The 15,345-nt window shown below is 54.7% G+C and carries 13 protein-coding genes and 1 tRNA gene; 2 read left to right on the forward strand and 12 right to left on the reverse strand.

Annotated features, from left to right (window positions below; translation table 11 throughout):
* Window positions 1-5: 5 nt before the first annotated feature.
* Window positions 6-500 (reverse strand): hypothetical protein, encoded by a 495-nt coding sequence (locus CXQ82_RS00995; protein ID WP_101265338.1) that lies wholly within the window; start codon window positions 498-500, stop codon window positions 6-8.
* Window positions 501-876: 376 nt separating this feature from the next.
* Here CXQ82_RS00995 and CXQ82_RS01000 point away from each other — a divergent pair, with 376 nt between their 5' ends.
* Window positions 877-4,380, forward strand: a complete 3,504-nt coding sequence (locus tag CXQ82_RS01000) for an NACHT domain-containing NTPase (protein WP_157832136.1) — start codon at window positions 877-879, stop codon at window positions 4,378-4,380.
* Between the two features lie 857 nt (window positions 4,381-5,237).
* Here the strand turns inward: CXQ82_RS01000 and CXQ82_RS01005 are convergent.
* The 11 genes from CXQ82_RS01005 to CXQ82_RS01045 all read right to left on the reverse strand — a co-directional run bounded on the left by CXQ82_RS01005 (window position 5,238) and on the right by CXQ82_RS01045 (window position 13,473).
* Entirely contained in the window at window positions 5,238-5,873 is a 636-nt protein-coding gene (locus CXQ82_RS01005; protein ID WP_101265343.1) for a hypothetical protein, read from the reverse strand.
* A gap of 71 nt (window positions 5,874-5,944) precedes the next feature.
* Window positions 5,945-8,851, reverse strand: a complete 2,907-nt coding sequence (locus CXQ82_RS01010; protein ID WP_101265345.1) for a DUF927 domain-containing protein — start codon at window positions 8,849-8,851, stop codon at window positions 5,945-5,947.
* Entirely contained in the window at window positions 8,848-9,129 is a 282-nt protein-coding gene (locus tag CXQ82_RS01015; RefSeq protein ID WP_027606917.1) for a DUF3077 domain-containing protein, read from the reverse strand. Before CXQ82_RS01015 ends, CXQ82_RS01010 begins: the two co-directional genes overlap by 4 nt.
* Window positions 9,126-9,407 (reverse strand): hypothetical protein, encoded by a 282-nt coding sequence (locus CXQ82_RS01020; RefSeq protein WP_101265347.1) that lies wholly within the window; start codon window positions 9,405-9,407, stop codon window positions 9,126-9,128. Before CXQ82_RS01020 ends, CXQ82_RS01015 begins: the two co-directional genes overlap by 4 nt.
* Before the next feature lie 530 nt (window positions 9,408-9,937).
* A complete protein-coding gene (locus CXQ82_RS01025; RefSeq protein WP_101265349.1) occupies window positions 9,938-10,243 on the reverse strand; it encodes a hypothetical protein in 306 nt (101 codons plus the stop codon).
* Window positions 10,240-10,494, reverse strand: a complete 255-nt coding sequence (locus CXQ82_RS01030; RefSeq protein WP_065941142.1) for an AlpA family transcriptional regulator — start codon at window positions 10,492-10,494, stop codon at window positions 10,240-10,242. Before CXQ82_RS01030 ends, CXQ82_RS01025 begins: the two co-directional genes overlap by 4 nt.
* A complete protein-coding gene (locus CXQ82_RS31205; RefSeq protein ID WP_157832138.1) occupies window positions 10,487-10,990 on the reverse strand; it encodes a hypothetical protein in 504 nt (167 codons plus the stop codon). The genes CXQ82_RS01030 and CXQ82_RS31205 overlap by 8 nt, the downstream gene beginning before the upstream one ends.
* A 38-nt stretch (window positions 10,991-11,028) precedes the next feature.
* Window positions 11,029-11,667, reverse strand: coding sequence for a hypothetical protein (locus CXQ82_RS01035; RefSeq protein WP_101265351.1), 639 nt, complete (start codon window positions 11,665-11,667; stop codon window positions 11,029-11,031).
* The gene (locus tag CXQ82_RS31210) at window positions 11,664-11,987 is read right to left on the reverse strand and encodes a hypothetical protein (protein ID WP_157832139.1); all 324 of its coding nucleotides are present in this window, start codon (window positions 11,985-11,987) and stop codon (window positions 11,664-11,666) included. The genes CXQ82_RS01035 and CXQ82_RS31210 overlap by 4 nt, the downstream gene beginning before the upstream one ends.
* The gene (locus CXQ82_RS01040; protein WP_065941051.1) at window positions 11,987-13,228 is read right to left on the reverse strand and encodes a tyrosine-type recombinase/integrase; all 1,242 of its coding nucleotides are present in this window, start codon (window positions 13,226-13,228) and stop codon (window positions 11,987-11,989) included. Before CXQ82_RS01040 ends, CXQ82_RS31210 begins: the two co-directional genes overlap by 1 nt.
* Window positions 13,229-13,396: 168 nt before the next feature.
* Window positions 13,397-13,473, reverse strand: a tRNA-Arg gene (locus CXQ82_RS01045).
* Between the two features lie 371 nt (window positions 13,474-13,844).
* Here CXQ82_RS01045 and gabD point away from each other — a divergent pair.
* The gene (gabD, locus tag CXQ82_RS01050) at window positions 13,845-15,287 is read left to right on the forward strand and encodes an NADP-dependent succinate-semialdehyde dehydrogenase (RefSeq protein ID WP_101265353.1); all 1,443 of its coding nucleotides are present in this window, start codon (window positions 13,845-13,847) and stop codon (window positions 15,285-15,287) included.
* Window positions 15,288-15,345 lie beyond the last annotated feature (58 nt).

Here is a 15,345-nt window from a genome sequence, read left to right on the forward strand (position 1 = left end):
CATCTTTAATAGCGCCGGAAAAAATTATGAATATCCGGGTTAGTTTTCAAAGCCAAGGTCATGACCGCTATGGACTGAGTGAGAAGCACATCGTCTCTTTCTGATCCCTCAACGAACAACGTATCGCCTGGTCCACCGTCTTGATACTTAGCGCCGTGAACGAGATTGTTTCTCGTTCTGCGAAGTGCGAGAAACAGATCTCTAGTGTTTTCAACAGAACCAACATTTTTCCATCCGAGCGCACCATTTTCTAGCTTCACTTGTTTTTTGGGTGGGTGGTCTATCAAGTCAGGGGCGATTTTTTGTGAGACGACTTCATCTAGGAAACCAGGACCAAGGTCGCGGGCGAACCGATCCCAATCAGGTTCGACGCTGTTATGGTCCCCAACCGCATATGTCCCTGAACGCTTCAGTGCACACTCAAGTCTTGAGAAAACAACGAAAAAATCCATTGCTAGCCTAGGTAATTCGGCCTCAAGCGCCTGTTCGACCAAGTTCATACTACCCCCTCCTGCAAGATTTGCAGTCACGATCCGCGGCAGAAATCTTCTAATTGATTGTTGCATATAAAGGTGCACAAAAATGAAGACCCCACCTCGAATCAGAAGCCGTTGTAGCAGTTAAGGTCTCACTTAAGGGTGAAGATAGCTCCTAAAAACTGTCCGTCCGCATATGACTGGTTGATGTGTTTCGTGACGGACAGTTCTGGATTTGAAAGGCTGGTAGACACTCCATAACTGCGTTTAATGAGTAAAAATTTAGACGCAAGATAACTCGAAAGCTTACTTGTATACTGTGCCGAGAATGAGCACTGTCTCTTGCATAATAATGTCGCGTCAGCCTCTCTCATCGAGGCCTAAATGGAAGGTGATCACATTGAGTGAAGCGGGTGGACCAGCAACCCAGGCGGGCGTTAGATACCAAGATCAAGTCGCGGCTCTTTACCTCGGACGAATGATCGACCCACGTGAGCGACCTCGGCATGATCAGCCGGTTGAGGTGAGAATAGAAGCACCTCAGAGCGTTGACGATTTTGTCGTCCAATTTGCAGACGGAGGACGTCGTTTTTTTCAGGTCAAACTGTCTCTGGATGCTAATGGCTTGGCGTGGAAAGCACTCTGGCCATCGTTTCTCCGCCAGTTGGAAACCAACTTTACTTCGGATGATCGATTGGAGCTCGTTTTGGGGGCGTCATCCAGCCTTGCATCCCAGTTATCGGAAATCACCAAGCGGCACGAAGGTTCAGATCTCAATGAATGGCACAACCGTCTGACTAATGGTCAGCGCAGACTTGTTTCATCGATTCAAGAGCTTCTTTCCAACGATATTCAAAACGTCTGGCGCGTCGTCAAGCACCTCGACATAAGCATTTGGCCAGCTGACTGTTTAGTACGGGATTTTTTGCCCCAATGGATGCCCCTCTCAACAGTTCCTAGCACCATACTTTTTAAGGCTCTGACGGACATGGTTTGGGAGGGAGCCCATGTTCGGATGCGCTTTGATGGAGCTACGCTATATGACCGCCTCCGGTCCGAAGCTCTGATCATCGTCTCTGACCCTTCGAACTGGGGGAGCGCGAAATATCGTGATGCTATTGCGGCGCTCTCTATGATCGAGGTTCCAGGAACTGAATTCAGTCACCAACTCGAAGGGGCTTATCTTTGGCCTAAATGCCTTCGATATGATCGAGACCGCCAACCTGACTTTGACGATGACCTCCCAGGGTGGCGGAATATCCATGAGGAGGCACTTGTTGATCTTTGCGACTTCCCCAGCATCGACCTAGGGGCCGTGGTCGTAATCGCAGGCCCGGGATTTGGAAAGACCACACTTGTTCATGCGATTGCACGAAAGGTCGCTCTCACAGGACTCCTCCCGGCGATAGTTCCGATCACCAAACTTTCCGATTCGGACCTATCTATCGCTGACTACCTTTCGCAGAAATTGAATGGCGAGTTCGACGTTAGGATTGACTGGCGCGCTGCGGCCAATGCCGGAGCGCTTGTATTGCTGCTGGATGGGTTGGATGAAGTGTCCAATGACCGGCGAACTTTAATATTGGAGAGGTTAAGGGTTTATTGCGCTACTCATTCAGGCGTGCGCTGGTTAATGACAGTGCGAGACGCAGCAGCGTTGTCCCCGCCCAGGGACGTAACGATGGTGGAGCTGATGCCTCTGAGAGATGAAGATATAGCTCCCTACGTTGACTTTTACCGACCAGGTGAGCCCGGTCTAGCTCAAACTTTGCTCGATCGGATAGATGCGCGTCCAGATTTAGCGCACCTCGTGCGTATTCCCATTTTTCTCGCTTTATTACTAGTCATGCGCCAAGAGCACGAAGATCTGCGTCGTAGCGACTTGCTTGACAGTTATCTCGAAACTTTATTCCGCCCATCAGCTTTTAAAAGTACCCAAAAATTCGATCCAATCGACACCACGATGCTACGACGGATTGCCGAGCACGCAGCGTTCGACGCGCTTGAGACGGACACGCTCGGCTTGAGTATTAGAGGGCTTGACCGGTGTATTAGGGACTTAGCGCCAGCCCTTCGTACTGATGATGTACGTGAAGCATTGATTCGTCGCGGCGTGTTGAGGAGAGAGGGGTTGGTGAGGTTAGCCTTCCCTTTTCCAATAGTTCAGGAATACCTCGCTTCTGCTGAACTGCTTGAATCTCACCTCGACCAACTCGCGCAACGGCTTTTCAAGATCGCTAAACGTCCATGGGCACAGGCAATACAGTTTGCTCTTGAGCGCCATCCTGATCCGGGCTCCCTTATCGACGAAATTCTTGAGCAAGAGGATGACGTTTTTCACACCGGCTTGCGATTGCTCGGTAGATGTTTGGCCAACGGTATGACAGTCACAAACGAACAAAGGCAGTCGATAGGAGACCGAATTACCGAAATTTGGGGAAACGTGTCATGGCGGACCAGCAGATTAATAGACGGAATCATCGTTGATGCGTTTTCGCTTCCCTTGCATTCAGCAGTGCGGGCGAGGCTAGGAGAGCGTCATCTTCTGCACAACGGTATCGGCACAATACTTGCGAGGCATCGAGACGCGAGCCTCACATTAGCTGTTCTCAGCGAACTTCTGGACGGCGATATTGAGCACATGCTCAATATCAGCGACTTGCAGCAGGAGGTGAACCGGCTCGGAACTAGTGCGTTCGATCTATATATCGCCCGAAGCCGTCTTTTCCCAAGAAAAGTCGAAGATGGACAGGCAATCAGTTGCTTGATCGGTCATATGAGCATTGGTTGCGTAGATAAGGACGTCGCATTCGCCGCCGCCAGCGATGAGACCCTACCACTTGAAGTCCGGCTAGTCGCCTGGAGCCATTCGATGCGCAAGCTTGAGCCCGCGATTGAGGAACTCATCGTTCTGGCGATGGCGAGTGATGGGTATCATTCGAGAGCGTCTGCTGCCCAGGCCTTATCGTCGCCGCAAGCTGATACTGCGTCGATTTTACGTCTTTTGCGATCGCCGCAAGTGCCGGAAGAGCAAGCCTTGCAGACCATGGAGCATTTGATTGGTGACTGGGGTAAGGTCGGGCGCTCTGACAAGGTCAACGAACTGTTAGCCGCTGAAGATATTAGCGAAAAGATGCGTGATATTGCCTCGCTCTATGCTGTTAATTCAGGGAATCTGGAAGCGTTTGATACCTTGCTGGACCGCATTCACCTGATGAGCGCTGATATGGTTAGTGGCACGGTTATTATGTTCGGACATGTGCTTGATCGCTCTCGCGTGGATCGAGCTGTATCGGCAATAGCACGCCGACGGTGGGAGACGGGGGATCGTCTCTTAATCGCTGGCTCTCTATCGACGGGATTAACCTATCGATTGAATATGATGGGAGTAGCCTCGGGTACTTTAGAGCCCTCACCACCTCACCCGGGCCGCACAATTCCTTTCAGCTTGTTTGAGCAGTGGATAGCTCAAGCTGACTATAAACCACATGAACACCTTCGGCTTACACTGGATGCAGTGAGACTCGGCGTACCTGGCATTGCTAAAAGCCTACGTCCACTCTTCGATTCTGTCATAGCCATGCCAGCCAGTGGAAAAAGTGCTGACGGCAGCTTAGAAGGAAGCGCCGTCGAGGCTCTATATACCATTGGTGATTCACCTCCGCTGATCGAACTTGAACGCCTTGCAAGTTCGGGTACGTATAACTTTGCATCTAGAGTAGTAGGAGTCATTGCTAAAGGAGGCACTATGATCGAGGCGGAGACTCTGATGCGCATATATGAAGCTGTGCCATCGAAGAAAATGCTTCGTTCTGTAATTATGGGCGTGCTTGAACCACTCGCTGGGCGATTAGGTTTACGCATCACTTTCAACGGCGAAAAGCTCACGACTAAGTCAATATGATTCGAGGGATTTCTGAATAGCAAAATTACTCCCCTCAGGGTCGAAAGCGTCCTTTCCCGGATGTCCTATTTGATTAAATCGTAGCTTCGTCAGTGCTAATAAGCTTGGAGTTTATGGCTACCGCTTAGCAAGATTAGCAGGAGTTTAAGGCGCCTAATGACGATTTCGGTGTTCATTTTTCTGGAACACCTTCTGTGCCTGGAAAGAGATGTGTTCCGCCTATCTCTGTTCGGTGTTCCACCGATGAAAGCCATGTATTTCGTGGCTTTCAGAGTTCTCGGAACACGTGGAACACGTGGAACACCGGATTTCGGCCGGGTTAGATATTCAATCATCCCGACGCCCTCTATCTGTGTTGCCTACAGCGGGTAATGGTGGTGGTCACGGGATCCCACTTCTACCTCAGACAACTCGACAGTATCAATGATCGCTACCAAGGGTTAGATAGGGTGTCTTCGTCACCTGTTGACCTAAGACCCAATCGGAGACGGAACCCCCTATAGTCACTTGAATCTGTAAAAACATCGGGGTTCGAATTACCCCAATCCAAATCACCTTCCAAAGGACCCATGAGCAAGGCGGAATGGCCGTGTTTTGCTTGCTGTCTGAGCACTTGGTGGAGGGGGGGGCGAAGTGTGGCGACCCCTCTGCTGCTCGCTGAAGGTGCCCAATGCGACGGGGTGATGGGGGGTTAAAACCGGTACCCCTCAAAAAACGGTGTTCCATGTGTTCCAGGTGTTCCACAAATGCTGAAGGCCACGAATTACTTGGCCTTCAGGCTGGAACACCTTTTTATTTGGGCTGGAACACCGCGTGTTCCAACGGAAAAAGGTGTTCCACGTTGATGGTGTGTCGATTCAGTCCAACAGCAGTTCCTCAACCGGCGGTCTCTCTGGGCCTGTCCTAATTGTATGAGGGCCGACGTAGTCAAACCGGTCCTCCTGGTGAGTGGGAGGTAAGGGAATCCGAATGTCTTGCAAAGAGCCTTGCAGACCCATGAGATACGCGACCTGCTGGTATCGTTTGGCTACTGCCACCAACTCATTAGCGCTGCTTCTTATTTGCTCCGCTCGTTTGTACAGGATTGCCCTCAACAGCTCTTTGTGTGAGGTCTCCAATGCTTGGCCGCACTCTTCGAGTCGTTGGTCGATCTCACCCACTTCCTGTTCAAGTTTAGCGATGGCAGCAGTCCGAGCCAGGTGCTTGCCACGGCTTCTGTCCGACTCGCTGAGGATTGATTGCAGCGCTGTATCTGCTTCGGCCTCAGCAGTCGTATCGCCAGCAGCAATGGCCGCACTGTAGGCTTTAAGTGCTTTGTCATGCGCGGATGCTTTGGCTTCCTTGTCCAGAGCGTCCTCAGCGACCAAGGACGCTAATTTGCGGGCTAGTTGTTCCTTGGTCCTTTCCAGTTCTTGGCGCGTTTTTTGGTGAGCTGCGTGTTTGGTTTGAGCCGCTTTGATTTCAGGGGTTGAAAGCGTGTTTCTTTTAAACATGGGGGTATCTCCATTTACATATGGTGCTGCGAAAGGCTTGCCGGAAAGGCAGGCCGAAATGGATAACTAATTTATGCGGCCTCGATGGAGTGTCCGCTGTCATCCGCCATGAGTGCGGATGAGTTAAAAACGTAGGCGCGGGCTTTAGGCATGCCCGGCAGCCTTACCGATTGAGCGGCTTTGCCATCGCTGCCAGGTTCTAAAATGGCGCGGTTCAATAGCTCTTTGTTAACGGCATTCAGATTCATGCCTTTGAAGACTTCAGTACGCCAAGCCTCTGGCAATACGTAGTAAGTGGTCGTGGTGTGCAATGCATCGCCCAACCCGTGCTCCAGCGTCTTGCGAAATCCCAGCCGGTCAATGGTGCGAGGGCCGTGCTCGTCGATCTTGGCGGCGGCGGACTCCCAGCGGGTGAAACGGCTCTCTCCGAAACGCTCGATCACTTGGCGAAGGCGCGCGACGATGGCGTCACTTTCGAAGTTTCCGGCGCCGCCTCGCTCATTCAGCCAGGCATTGAGACAAACCTTTGCTGCCGTGGTCGCTCCACCCTCAGGCCAACCTGTTATCCCCAAGGCGGTGGCCAACTCCCCCGCAGCGGCGACCAATCCAAACCGAGTGGCCGCACGTTGGGCCTGTCCGCTTGCTAACTCGGGTAGTGAAGTCGAGACAAACCGCTCAATGGTGTGGCGCAAAATGGTCGACCACCCCAGCATCTTTCCGGGTTCACATAGGGCGGACAGGAAGGCAGTTAACGGGGAGCCGTAGTACTTGGTCACCCGTGCTTTTAGAGCGTCTGAAAGCGCAGCCGCATCCTCAAAGCCATTGAGGACGTCGAACATTCCAAGCCCTTTGCTGGCATCGGCCGGCACTGCGAGCATGCGTACTTCCATGCCCGCTTTAAGATCCTTGTTTGCCTCTGCCATGTGTTGCGCCAACGTCTTTTCTCCGGTCGAGAGAAACAACAAACGCCATTCCTGAACGTTACGACCGGCCTGGCCTCGATCATTAGCGCGTGCTTTACCGGCGCCATTGCCCAGCATGTAAACCGTTTCGCCAATGATGCGCGGATCGCACATCCCGATTTCATCGAGAACCAATAAGCCGTCTGAGTGCGCGGCGGCGATGGACTCCAGGGCATTATCAGTCGAGCGCCAGGAGCGCACGCAACGCGGACTCCCGTAGACCGATGCGGCCACCTGCAAATGGGTGGTCTTCCCGCCGGAGCTGTCACCGTAAAGGTGAAAGCCTCCCGACTCATGACCCAGCATGTGCAGTAATGGCCCCGCGAAAGCGGTACTCACGACGAATGTCAGACGGTGGTTGCCAATGCACAGGTAACCGATATGCCGCTGCCATTGTTCGAGTGTTCCGGCCTGACTGATGGGCGGAAGTTGAGCGCCCGCATCGTAGAAATGCAGTTGCTCTTTGCTGGCACCAATCTGTCGCTCTGGAAGCAGATAGGCATCGTCATGCCAACCGAGTCGGTTAACCACTCGGGCGCGTTTGTCACTGTCGTAGCTTTGCAGGTAGCCCTGCAAATCGTTGCGAGCGTTACGCCCTGAGCGATTTCCCGCCAACCGCAAGCCCATATCCACCAGCGGACCTAATACCTCTTTGCCGAAGTCTCCGGCCATGTTACGAGCGGGGATGTTCCAGCGTTTTCTTTCTCCGTCGGGATCGTCCAGTTCAACCAGTAAGCCCCAGTTATGGCCCTTTTCGTCTCGGGTGCGGGCGAGGATTTCCAGGCGAGAGCAGACTGGCCGAGCTTCACCATCATCACCGGCATAAAACACGCCTTCGGATGTGAGCCGAAAGCCACCGGGCAGCGTATTGGTTTTGGATTTCCTAGCGGGTTGTTTGCTAGTGGTCTGCTTGGTTCTGGATGGCTTGTCGCCGGGCGCCGTGAGCGGCAGAGAGAAAAGCTCTCCGGTGCGCTCCAGCTCGGCAAAGTGGGCGGGCGTCCAACCCTTTGCCTGTGCATCGGCAGCATCATCGCCGTCGGCCCACACACCACCCTTGGCAAAGGTCGGTGCCTCTCCATTGAGGCCGGGTCGCTGACTGAACACCGCGAGCGCCAGAACGCGCACAGAGGCCGCTCCCAGCGTGCGCAGGTGCTCGGCCAGCTCATCCATGCACTTGAGCCCTGGCGCATCATTATCAGGCCACAGCAGCACATCGCGCCCAATCAGCGGACTAAAGTCCGACTTGCGCCAAGAGTTCGTTCCGTTGAGCCAGCAGGTGGCCACGTACCCCGGCATTAGCAGTGCGGCGGCGTCGGCAGATTTCTCGCCCTCGGTCACCACGACGGGTGCCACGTTGCGTTGCTTGAGGTGGTCGAGGTGCAACAGCGGGCGCGGTTCCGGCAAACCTTGCCAGCGCCACTGTTGGACACCATTTTTGCCTTTGCACCAGGTCAGAGGAGCAAACACCTTACGCGGATTGCCGCTGTCATCTGGAGGCAGGTCAAAACGGTAGAGCACCATCAACGGCAGGGCGTCGGTGTCTCGATAAATCCAAACCTTTGAGGGCGTTCCATGCTGGCGATGCTTGACCAAAATTTTCGCCATGGCCTCATCAGGAATGGGGCGGATCGCCACCCAATCCGGTGTTCTGCTTTGCGCCGATTTGGTGGCTGTTGAGTCGCTATTTGAGTCGCTAGCCACACCCAGAAACTCGGCGAGTTTGTTGCACGCCTCGACCTCTGTTCCACCATCCAAATAACGGACCAAATCAATCAGGTCGCCACCCTTGTCGCCGGTGGCAAAATCTGCCCAGGTGCCCTTGGCTAAATTCACCTTGAACGATCCGGCGTGCTTGTCGGCGCGAGTTGGATTCGGCGCTGAATATTCCTTGCCGCCATCTTCGCGTTTCCCGTTGGGTAGCCAGTGAGCCAACACTCGGTCAATAGCCTTAAGGGAGGCGGCTTTCACCTGGGCGAAGCTGGGGCGTTTGCCGGTTTTAGCGGGGCGCACGGTCATTGGTCAGGCCTCGCAAGAAATAGCCCGTCCGTGACGTCATCGATGAGTGCTTTTGCCATCTCGCCCAGGTAATAAGACGCCCAACTTAACCGCTCGCAGTTATCGGTCATGGCGGCGTCGAACGCGAATTGATTGGCGAAAAATTGCAGGTGTGATGCGACCTCTAACGCCTCATCGATTGATATGCCTGGGTTGACGCGAAACAGCATCCGACCTTCTTTATTCACCTTGGTGAACTGGGTATGGCCCGGTGTTTTATGTTCGGCTGGCGAGGTCATAGGGCACCTCCATCACGAGGCATTTTGCGAGTGGAATCATGGCCGTGTTCGGCCAGTGTTTTTATGAGAGCCAGTGCGCCGCGTACATCCCAAAGGGTGCCCGCCACTATCGCTGATGGAAGCGGCGGTCTGCCCTCTATGAAGTGTTCCTCAAGCAAGGCCAAGACCGAGTCGGCGCGAATGATGGCGCAGCTGATCGCATCGATCGGTATGCCTGCTTCGACGTCGCCGGAGACGGTCAAAAGCTCTTCTGGCAGAGCAAGGCATTTCGATTTCATTTCACACCCCCTGTGGCTTCCAGGGCGCGTGCTTTTTCCATGTGAGAGTTGTAACGGGCGAGGCGAGAACGGAGGCTGGAGTTTGCGTGTAGAGCGGCGCGAGCCATTGCCCGGTGGGCAGCAGCACGGATTTTGGACGGATTGAGGGCGTGCATGTGTGGAGCTCCCATATCAACTTGAGAGCTGCCACGATCCTTCCTACGGGATTGGGTGGCAGCCATGTGCGGGGTAGGAATACCGGAGATACAGGAACCCGGCCAGGCCGAAGCCTGCCCGCACACAGCCGCCATAACACTAGATCGCGGGCGAAAAAAAACGCCTGCAATCGTGAATTGGGCGCTGGTGCGCCTGTACCTTTGCGGGTTCCTACACCCGGTCGCTGAATTTGCAGCGACGGCCAGAGCATAGCGCTCAGTTTTCCGACGTGCAACCACAAGCGAAGCTTGAAGATTTGCTGGGGGCGAAATACATTGATTGGGCATCTAGATTTACCTCCAACGCCCCCGGTTGCCGCCGGGGGCGTTTTCATTTCAAGCATGAAATTCCCAGCGCAGGTGAAGCAGCGGCAGATAGCCGCCCTCGATCATCGAGCGTGCATACTCGTAGGCAGCTGCTTTTTGGTCATCCTCGATAGCGATGACGCTGAGTTTTTCTGTGTGCATCGCGAGTACGCCCCAGTTGCCGTCAGGCCACGTCATGACGACGACAGTCCGGCCCAGGCTTTCATGCTTATTTCGATACCGGATGAGGCGCTGCATGGCTGTCTGAGACAGGCCGATTTCCTGGAGGAGAGAGAATGGTTGTAATGTCGCTTTATGGGCTACAGACGCTCTCATGCGGCCTCCTTGGCGCGCAGCGCAATGCGTGCTCGGACCCAGTTCTGAACTTCGCTTAAAACCCAGGCTACCGGCGCTCCACGGGCGTTGCTTTCGCTGAGTTTGACGGGGAGAGGAAAGCCGCTTTCCGGCTGGCACATCAGCTTGTAAATCGTGGATCTGGCAAGACCGACGATGGCTGAGACTTCACCTATACGGATAAGCGTAGTGGCTGGATCAAGTTGAAAGGGGAGTGGGGTCCGGTCAGTCATGATCGTCCCCCTCTGGCCCAAATGTAGTCGCTTCCAAAGAAAGAATTTCATTCCGGGATTGGAATATCCACTGAACCACCTCGACAAGGCGATAGCGGTATTGCCCTGCGATCCCTGTCGATGTGAGCGGCTTACCCCGGCGGCGCCAATCCGCAAGAGTTTCGTAGCCTATGCGCAGCGCGTAACCGACTTGTCCTTCAGACAAAAAACCATGAGGAACACTTACGAGCGGTTCTAAATCTCCGATGTTTTTGCTGCAACGGTACAACCAGCGCAATACCTCGGACCTTCGGTATTTGGGCCTGCCGTCGACGTTCGTCCAGTTGAGAGGTCTACCCTTGCGGCGCCATTCCGCAAGGGTTTCGGGGCAGATGCGCAGTGCGTAAGCGACTTGCCCGCCAGTCAAAAACTCATGCGGGCAGTGGGTGACGTTTGTCCGCGCCTGGGTGGGAGCAGCGGTGTTTAGCGATTCTGATGGAGCGGCGTTTGCGTACATATCAATCTCCTGCGTATCCGTGATCGACAGGAGCGAATCTATTTACTCAATGGGAAGTGCGCTTGTTCACTGCCGCTTTTTTTACGCGGAGCCGGAATCACGTTGCCGGCTCTTAGAAGAGCCCGGATTTGCTTCTTGCTCAGTCCAGCACCAGTTTCTGTATCAGCAATAATTCCTGATAGTTCACGAACGCCGCGCCCCTCAGACTTCAGGCGCTCACCCGCACGGCATATTGCGGCATCGCGCTCAGAGTTTCCGGCTCTTCTGGATTCTCCCGACTTAACGCCACCTTTGACTTGCAGGGATAGGAGCGCCGCCTTGATTGGCTTTGTGTCTAGCGCGACCAGCTTAGTCAATAGCCAGCCCAGTTCATTAAGCTCAGCCTTGCTCAGAGGTTCAGTCAAGGACTTTTCAGCCAGTAGGATGGCGGAATGTGCTGAAGTGATCCGGAGTGATTCAAGTGGCGAACGGGCTTTGTTTTGCCCCGCTAAAACGGACAAGAGGCCATTAATCACTGAGATTCCGGGAGCACCGCCATCTTGTCCGAACATGACTTCTTGCTTTAACCGGTCAGCGCCCCAGCGAGTGTCATCATTGAAAAGAAACCCCCAGTAGGCCTCGATAGCGCGAACCAGACCTTCAATGCGAAACAGCGCAAGAAATCGAGCATCCCTCATTTAGAATTCCCCGCGCCCATGGTCTGAAAATCAAACCTGCGCCACAAACAGTGCTCCGTGTTCCCTTCTGAACAACTGCCGACAGGAGATAGATGGCGCTGCGTCGTTCTTCCGCTGCTGTGCTGTTTTCTAAGTACGTAGCTTGTTAAGAGGCCAATATTTTCGGGTTTTTTCCGGGAACACCTTTTTTGTGTGGAACACCAGGTGTTCCAGCTAAAATAAAAAGGTGTTCCACCGCTGAAGGCCACGAAATACGTGGCTTTCAGCATTTCTGGAACACCTGGAACACCGTTTTTTGAGGGGGTACGGAAACGCATCATTATTCGACCCTGCCAAAATTCCCTTCGATCACGTTACCTTTCTCCAATCGATCAAGGTAATCGGCATACCACTGCATCATTTTTGTTCGCTGAATTAGGTACTGGGCCTTGTTGTAGACCCCGCGCACACCTGGCGTTTTATGACTTAGCTGGGCTTCAATATGGTCAGCATCAAACCCATGTTCATTCAGAACGGTGCTAGCGATATGCCGGAATCCGTGGCCTGTCTGTCGACCTTGATAGCCGAGTCGGCGTAGAGCCATTAGAAATACCGTATCGCTTCGAGGTTTGGTGCGGTCGCTTCTGCCAGGAAAAAGTAGCGGGTAAGCGCCGGTCAGTATGTGCAGCTCCTTAAGGGCTTCAACGGTCTGACGGCTGAGTGGTACTAAGTGCTCGAGGCCTTTCTTACGGCCTTTGCGTTCCACTGGGATCGTCCAAAGTTTTTTATCTAAGTCGAACTCCTTCCATCTGGCTTCTCGCAACTCACTGGGGCGTACGGCTATTAGGGCTAGGAGGCGTAGACCCAACTGTACATCTTTGGCATGAGGGTATGAGCGAATGGCGCGAAGGAGCGCGGGCAACTCTTCAATGCTGACGTGGGCGAAATTCTCGACCTTGCCTGTAGATAAAAATTTGTGCACCCCTTCAAGGGGGTTGTTTATTGCGCGACCTGTTACACGAGCCAGGTCATAAATCTCCTTGCAGTAGGCTCTGACCCGACTCAACTGCTCAAGAATGCCTTTTTGTTCCATTCCGCGTAGCAGCACCATCCACTCCATCGACAGAATGCCTGTGTATGGGCGATTGCCGAAGATGGGGAATACGTGGAGCTCTAACGCTCCCAAAATCCGTTTAGCGGTGCCGGGATCCCAGGAGGTGAGTCGAGAGGTGTACCACTCGCGTGCAAGTGACTCGAACGTATTGTTACTAGCTGCTAGCTCAGCAGCCCGGCGAGCCTGTCTCGTCGCGATGGGGTTTTTGCCGTCGGCTGCGTCACTGCGAAGCGAAGAAGCCTTCTGACGTGCTAGTGAACCGCTTACCTCGGGATAGCCCCCCAAGCCTAGCCAGCTCCATTTGCCGGCTGGAGTTTTATAGCGTAGCTGCCAGGACTTTTGACCGTCGGGTTTCACGCGGAAATACAGACCGTTGCCGTCCTGCTCCCGGTATTCCTTGGTGTCAGGCTCCAGCCCCGCTAAAACCGTGTCTGACAATGGACGACGCTTGATTTCAGAGCGCTTCATGGGATTGTATCCCCCGAGTTCTATTTTTATCTAAGGATACACAGTGGGATACACGGTGGGAAGATATAGGGGTAGACAGAGGTGAACAGTCAGGAACAAGAAAGCCCGCACAGGGCGGGCTTCTTGGGGTGTTTCGTAGACTGTCTGAGACAGCCAGAAACTAGTATGTGGTGCACCCGGCGGGATTCGAACCCACGACCCCTGCCTTCGGAGGGCAGTACTCTATCCAGCTGAGCTACGGATGCTTGTGCGGGCGACATCATACCCATGTCGACCTTGGGCGTCCATGCTGGTCTTTGGCCCTTTATCAGTAGGAATCTGCCCCACAGAGGCCCTGCGCCGGGCGCCGGTGAGCGATACGTTGGAACCCTGCCGAAACACGCTGATCCGAAAAATCAGGCAAATGCGCCGTTTTCGTTCTTTTTTTCGAACAGACTATTGCCCTGTACCCCCATTGATCCTAGGATTCGTTTGAGATTTCAAACGCTCTGTCTCCCGCGTGCTTGTTCACTAATGGCGCGCGCTGGGGCTGATTTCCCTGACGGCAGCCCACAAGGCGCCTTTCAACAACTCTAATTCGCTCCGCGTGCGCGCGGTGCTGTTAAGGAAAGCCGACATGCAGCTCAAAGATTCCCAGTTGTTCCGCCAGCAAGCCTTCATTGATGGCGCTTGGGTCGATGCGGACAACGGCCAGACCATCAAGGTCAACAACCCTGCCACGGGCGAGATTCTCGGCACCGTGCCAAAGATGGGCGCCGCGGAAACCCGCCGCGCCATCGAAGCTGCCGACAAGGCCCTGCCGGCCTGGCGTGCGCTCACTGCCAAGGAGCGCGCCAATAAGCTGCGCCGTTGGTTCGAGCTGCTGATCGAAAACCAGGAAGACCTCGGTCGCCTGATGACTCTCGAGCAAGGCAAGCCGCTGGCCGAAGCCAAGGGCGAAATCGTCTATGCCGCCTCCTTTATCGAGTGGTTCGCCGAAGAAGCCAAGCGTATCTACGGTGATGTGATCCCCGGCCACCAGCCCGACAAGCGCCTGATCGTGATCAAGCAGCCAATCGGCGTGACAGCCGCGATCACCCCGTGGAACTTCCCCGCTGCCATGATCACCCGTAAAGCCGGCCCGGCCCTCGCCGCCGGTTGCACCATGGTGATCAAGCCTGCCTCGCAAACCCCGTTCTCGGCCCTGGCCCTGGTTGAGCTGGCGCACCGTGCCGGTATCCCGAAAGGCGTGTTGAGCGTGGTCACCGGCAGCGCCGGCGACATCGGCGGCGAGCTGACCAGCAACCCGATCGTGCGTAAATTGTCCTTCACGGGCTCCACCGAAATCGGTCGCCAGCTGATGGCCGAATGCGCCAAGGACATCAAGAAAGTCTCGCTGGAGCTGGGCGGCAACGCGCCGTTCATCGTGTTCGACGACGCCGACCTGGATAAGGCCGTCGAAGGCGCGATCATCTCCAAGTACCGCAACAACGGCCAGACCTGCGTCTGCGCCAACCGCCTGTACATCCAGGATTCGGTGTACGACGCGTTCGCCGAGAAACTCAAGGTGGCCGTGGCCAAGCTCAAGATCGGCAACGGTCTGGAAGACGGCACCACCACCGGCCCGCTGATCGACGAAAAAGCCGTGGCCAAGGTTCAGGAGCACATCGCTGATGCCCTGAGCAAAGGCGCCAAGCTGTTGGCCGGTGGCAAGGTAATGGAAGGCAACTTCTTCGAGCCGACCATTCTGGTTGATGTGCCGAAAAACGCCGCTGTGGCGAAGGAAGAAACCTTCGGCCCGTTGGCGCCACTGTTCCGCTTCAAAGACGAAGCTGAAGTGATCGCGATGTCCAACGACACCGAGTTCGGCCTGGCGTCCTACTTCTATGCCCGCGACCTGGGCCGTGTGTTCCGTGTGGCCGAAGCCCTGGAATACGGCATGGTCGGCGTCAACACCGGGTTGATCTCCAACGAAGTGGCGCCGTTCGGCGGCATCAAGGCTTCGGGCCTGGGCCGTGAAGGCTCCAAGTACGGGATCGAGGATTACCTGGAAATCAAATACCTCTGCCTGGGCATCTAAGCCCGGCGAGAGATTGCAGCAAACGCAGAGGGCACGAGAGCGCTGACCCTTTGCGTGT

It is taken from the genome of Pseudomonas sp. S09G 359 (assembly GCF_002843605.1).
Lineage (GTDB): Bacteria > Pseudomonadota > Gammaproteobacteria > Pseudomonadales > Pseudomonadaceae > Aquipseudomonas.

Bases quoted from the DNA above. Each gene is read 5' to 3' on its own strand.
- gabD (WP_101265353.1), top strand. From the start codon at position 13,845: ATGCAGCTCAAAGATTCCCAGTTGTTCCGCCAGCAAGCCTTCATTGAT.
- CXQ82_RS31210 (WP_157832139.1), bottom strand. From the start codon at position 11,987: ATGATGCGTTTCCGTACCCCCTCAAAAAACGGTGTTCCAGGTGTTCCA.
- CXQ82_RS00995 (WP_101265338.1), bottom strand. From the start codon at position 500: ATGAACTTGGTCGAACAGGCGCTTGAGGCCGAATTACCTAGGCTAGCA.
- CXQ82_RS01030 (WP_065941142.1), bottom strand. From the start codon at position 10,494: ATGACTGACCGGACCCCACTCCCCTTTCAACTTGATCCAGCCACTACG.
- CXQ82_RS01020 (WP_101265347.1), bottom strand. From the start codon at position 9,407: ATGAAATCGAAATGCCTTGCTCTGCCAGAAGAGCTTTTGACCGTCTCC.
- CXQ82_RS01010 (WP_101265345.1), bottom strand. From the start codon at position 8,851: ATGACCGTGCGCCCCGCTAAAACCGGCAAACGCCCCAGCTTCGCCCAG.
- CXQ82_RS01025 (WP_101265349.1), bottom strand. From the start codon at position 10,243: ATGAGAGCGTCTGTAGCCCATAAAGCGACATTACAACCATTCTCTCTC.
- CXQ82_RS31205 (WP_157832138.1), bottom strand. From the start codon at position 10,990: ATGTACGCAAACGCCGCTCCATCAGAATCGCTAAACACCGCTGCTCCC.
- CXQ82_RS01035 (WP_101265351.1), bottom strand. From the start codon at position 11,667: ATGAGGGATGCTCGATTTCTTGCGCTGTTTCGCATTGAAGGTCTGGTT.
- CXQ82_RS01015 (WP_027606917.1), bottom strand. From the start codon at position 9,129: ATGACCTCGCCAGCCGAACATAAAACACCGGGCCATACCCAGTTCACC.
- CXQ82_RS01040 (WP_065941051.1), bottom strand. From the start codon at position 13,228: ATGAAGCGCTCTGAAATCAAGCGTCGTCCATTGTCAGACACGGTTTTA.
- CXQ82_RS01005 (WP_101265343.1), bottom strand. From the start codon at position 5,873: ATGTTTAAAAGAAACACGCTTTCAACCCCTGAAATCAAAGCGGCTCAA.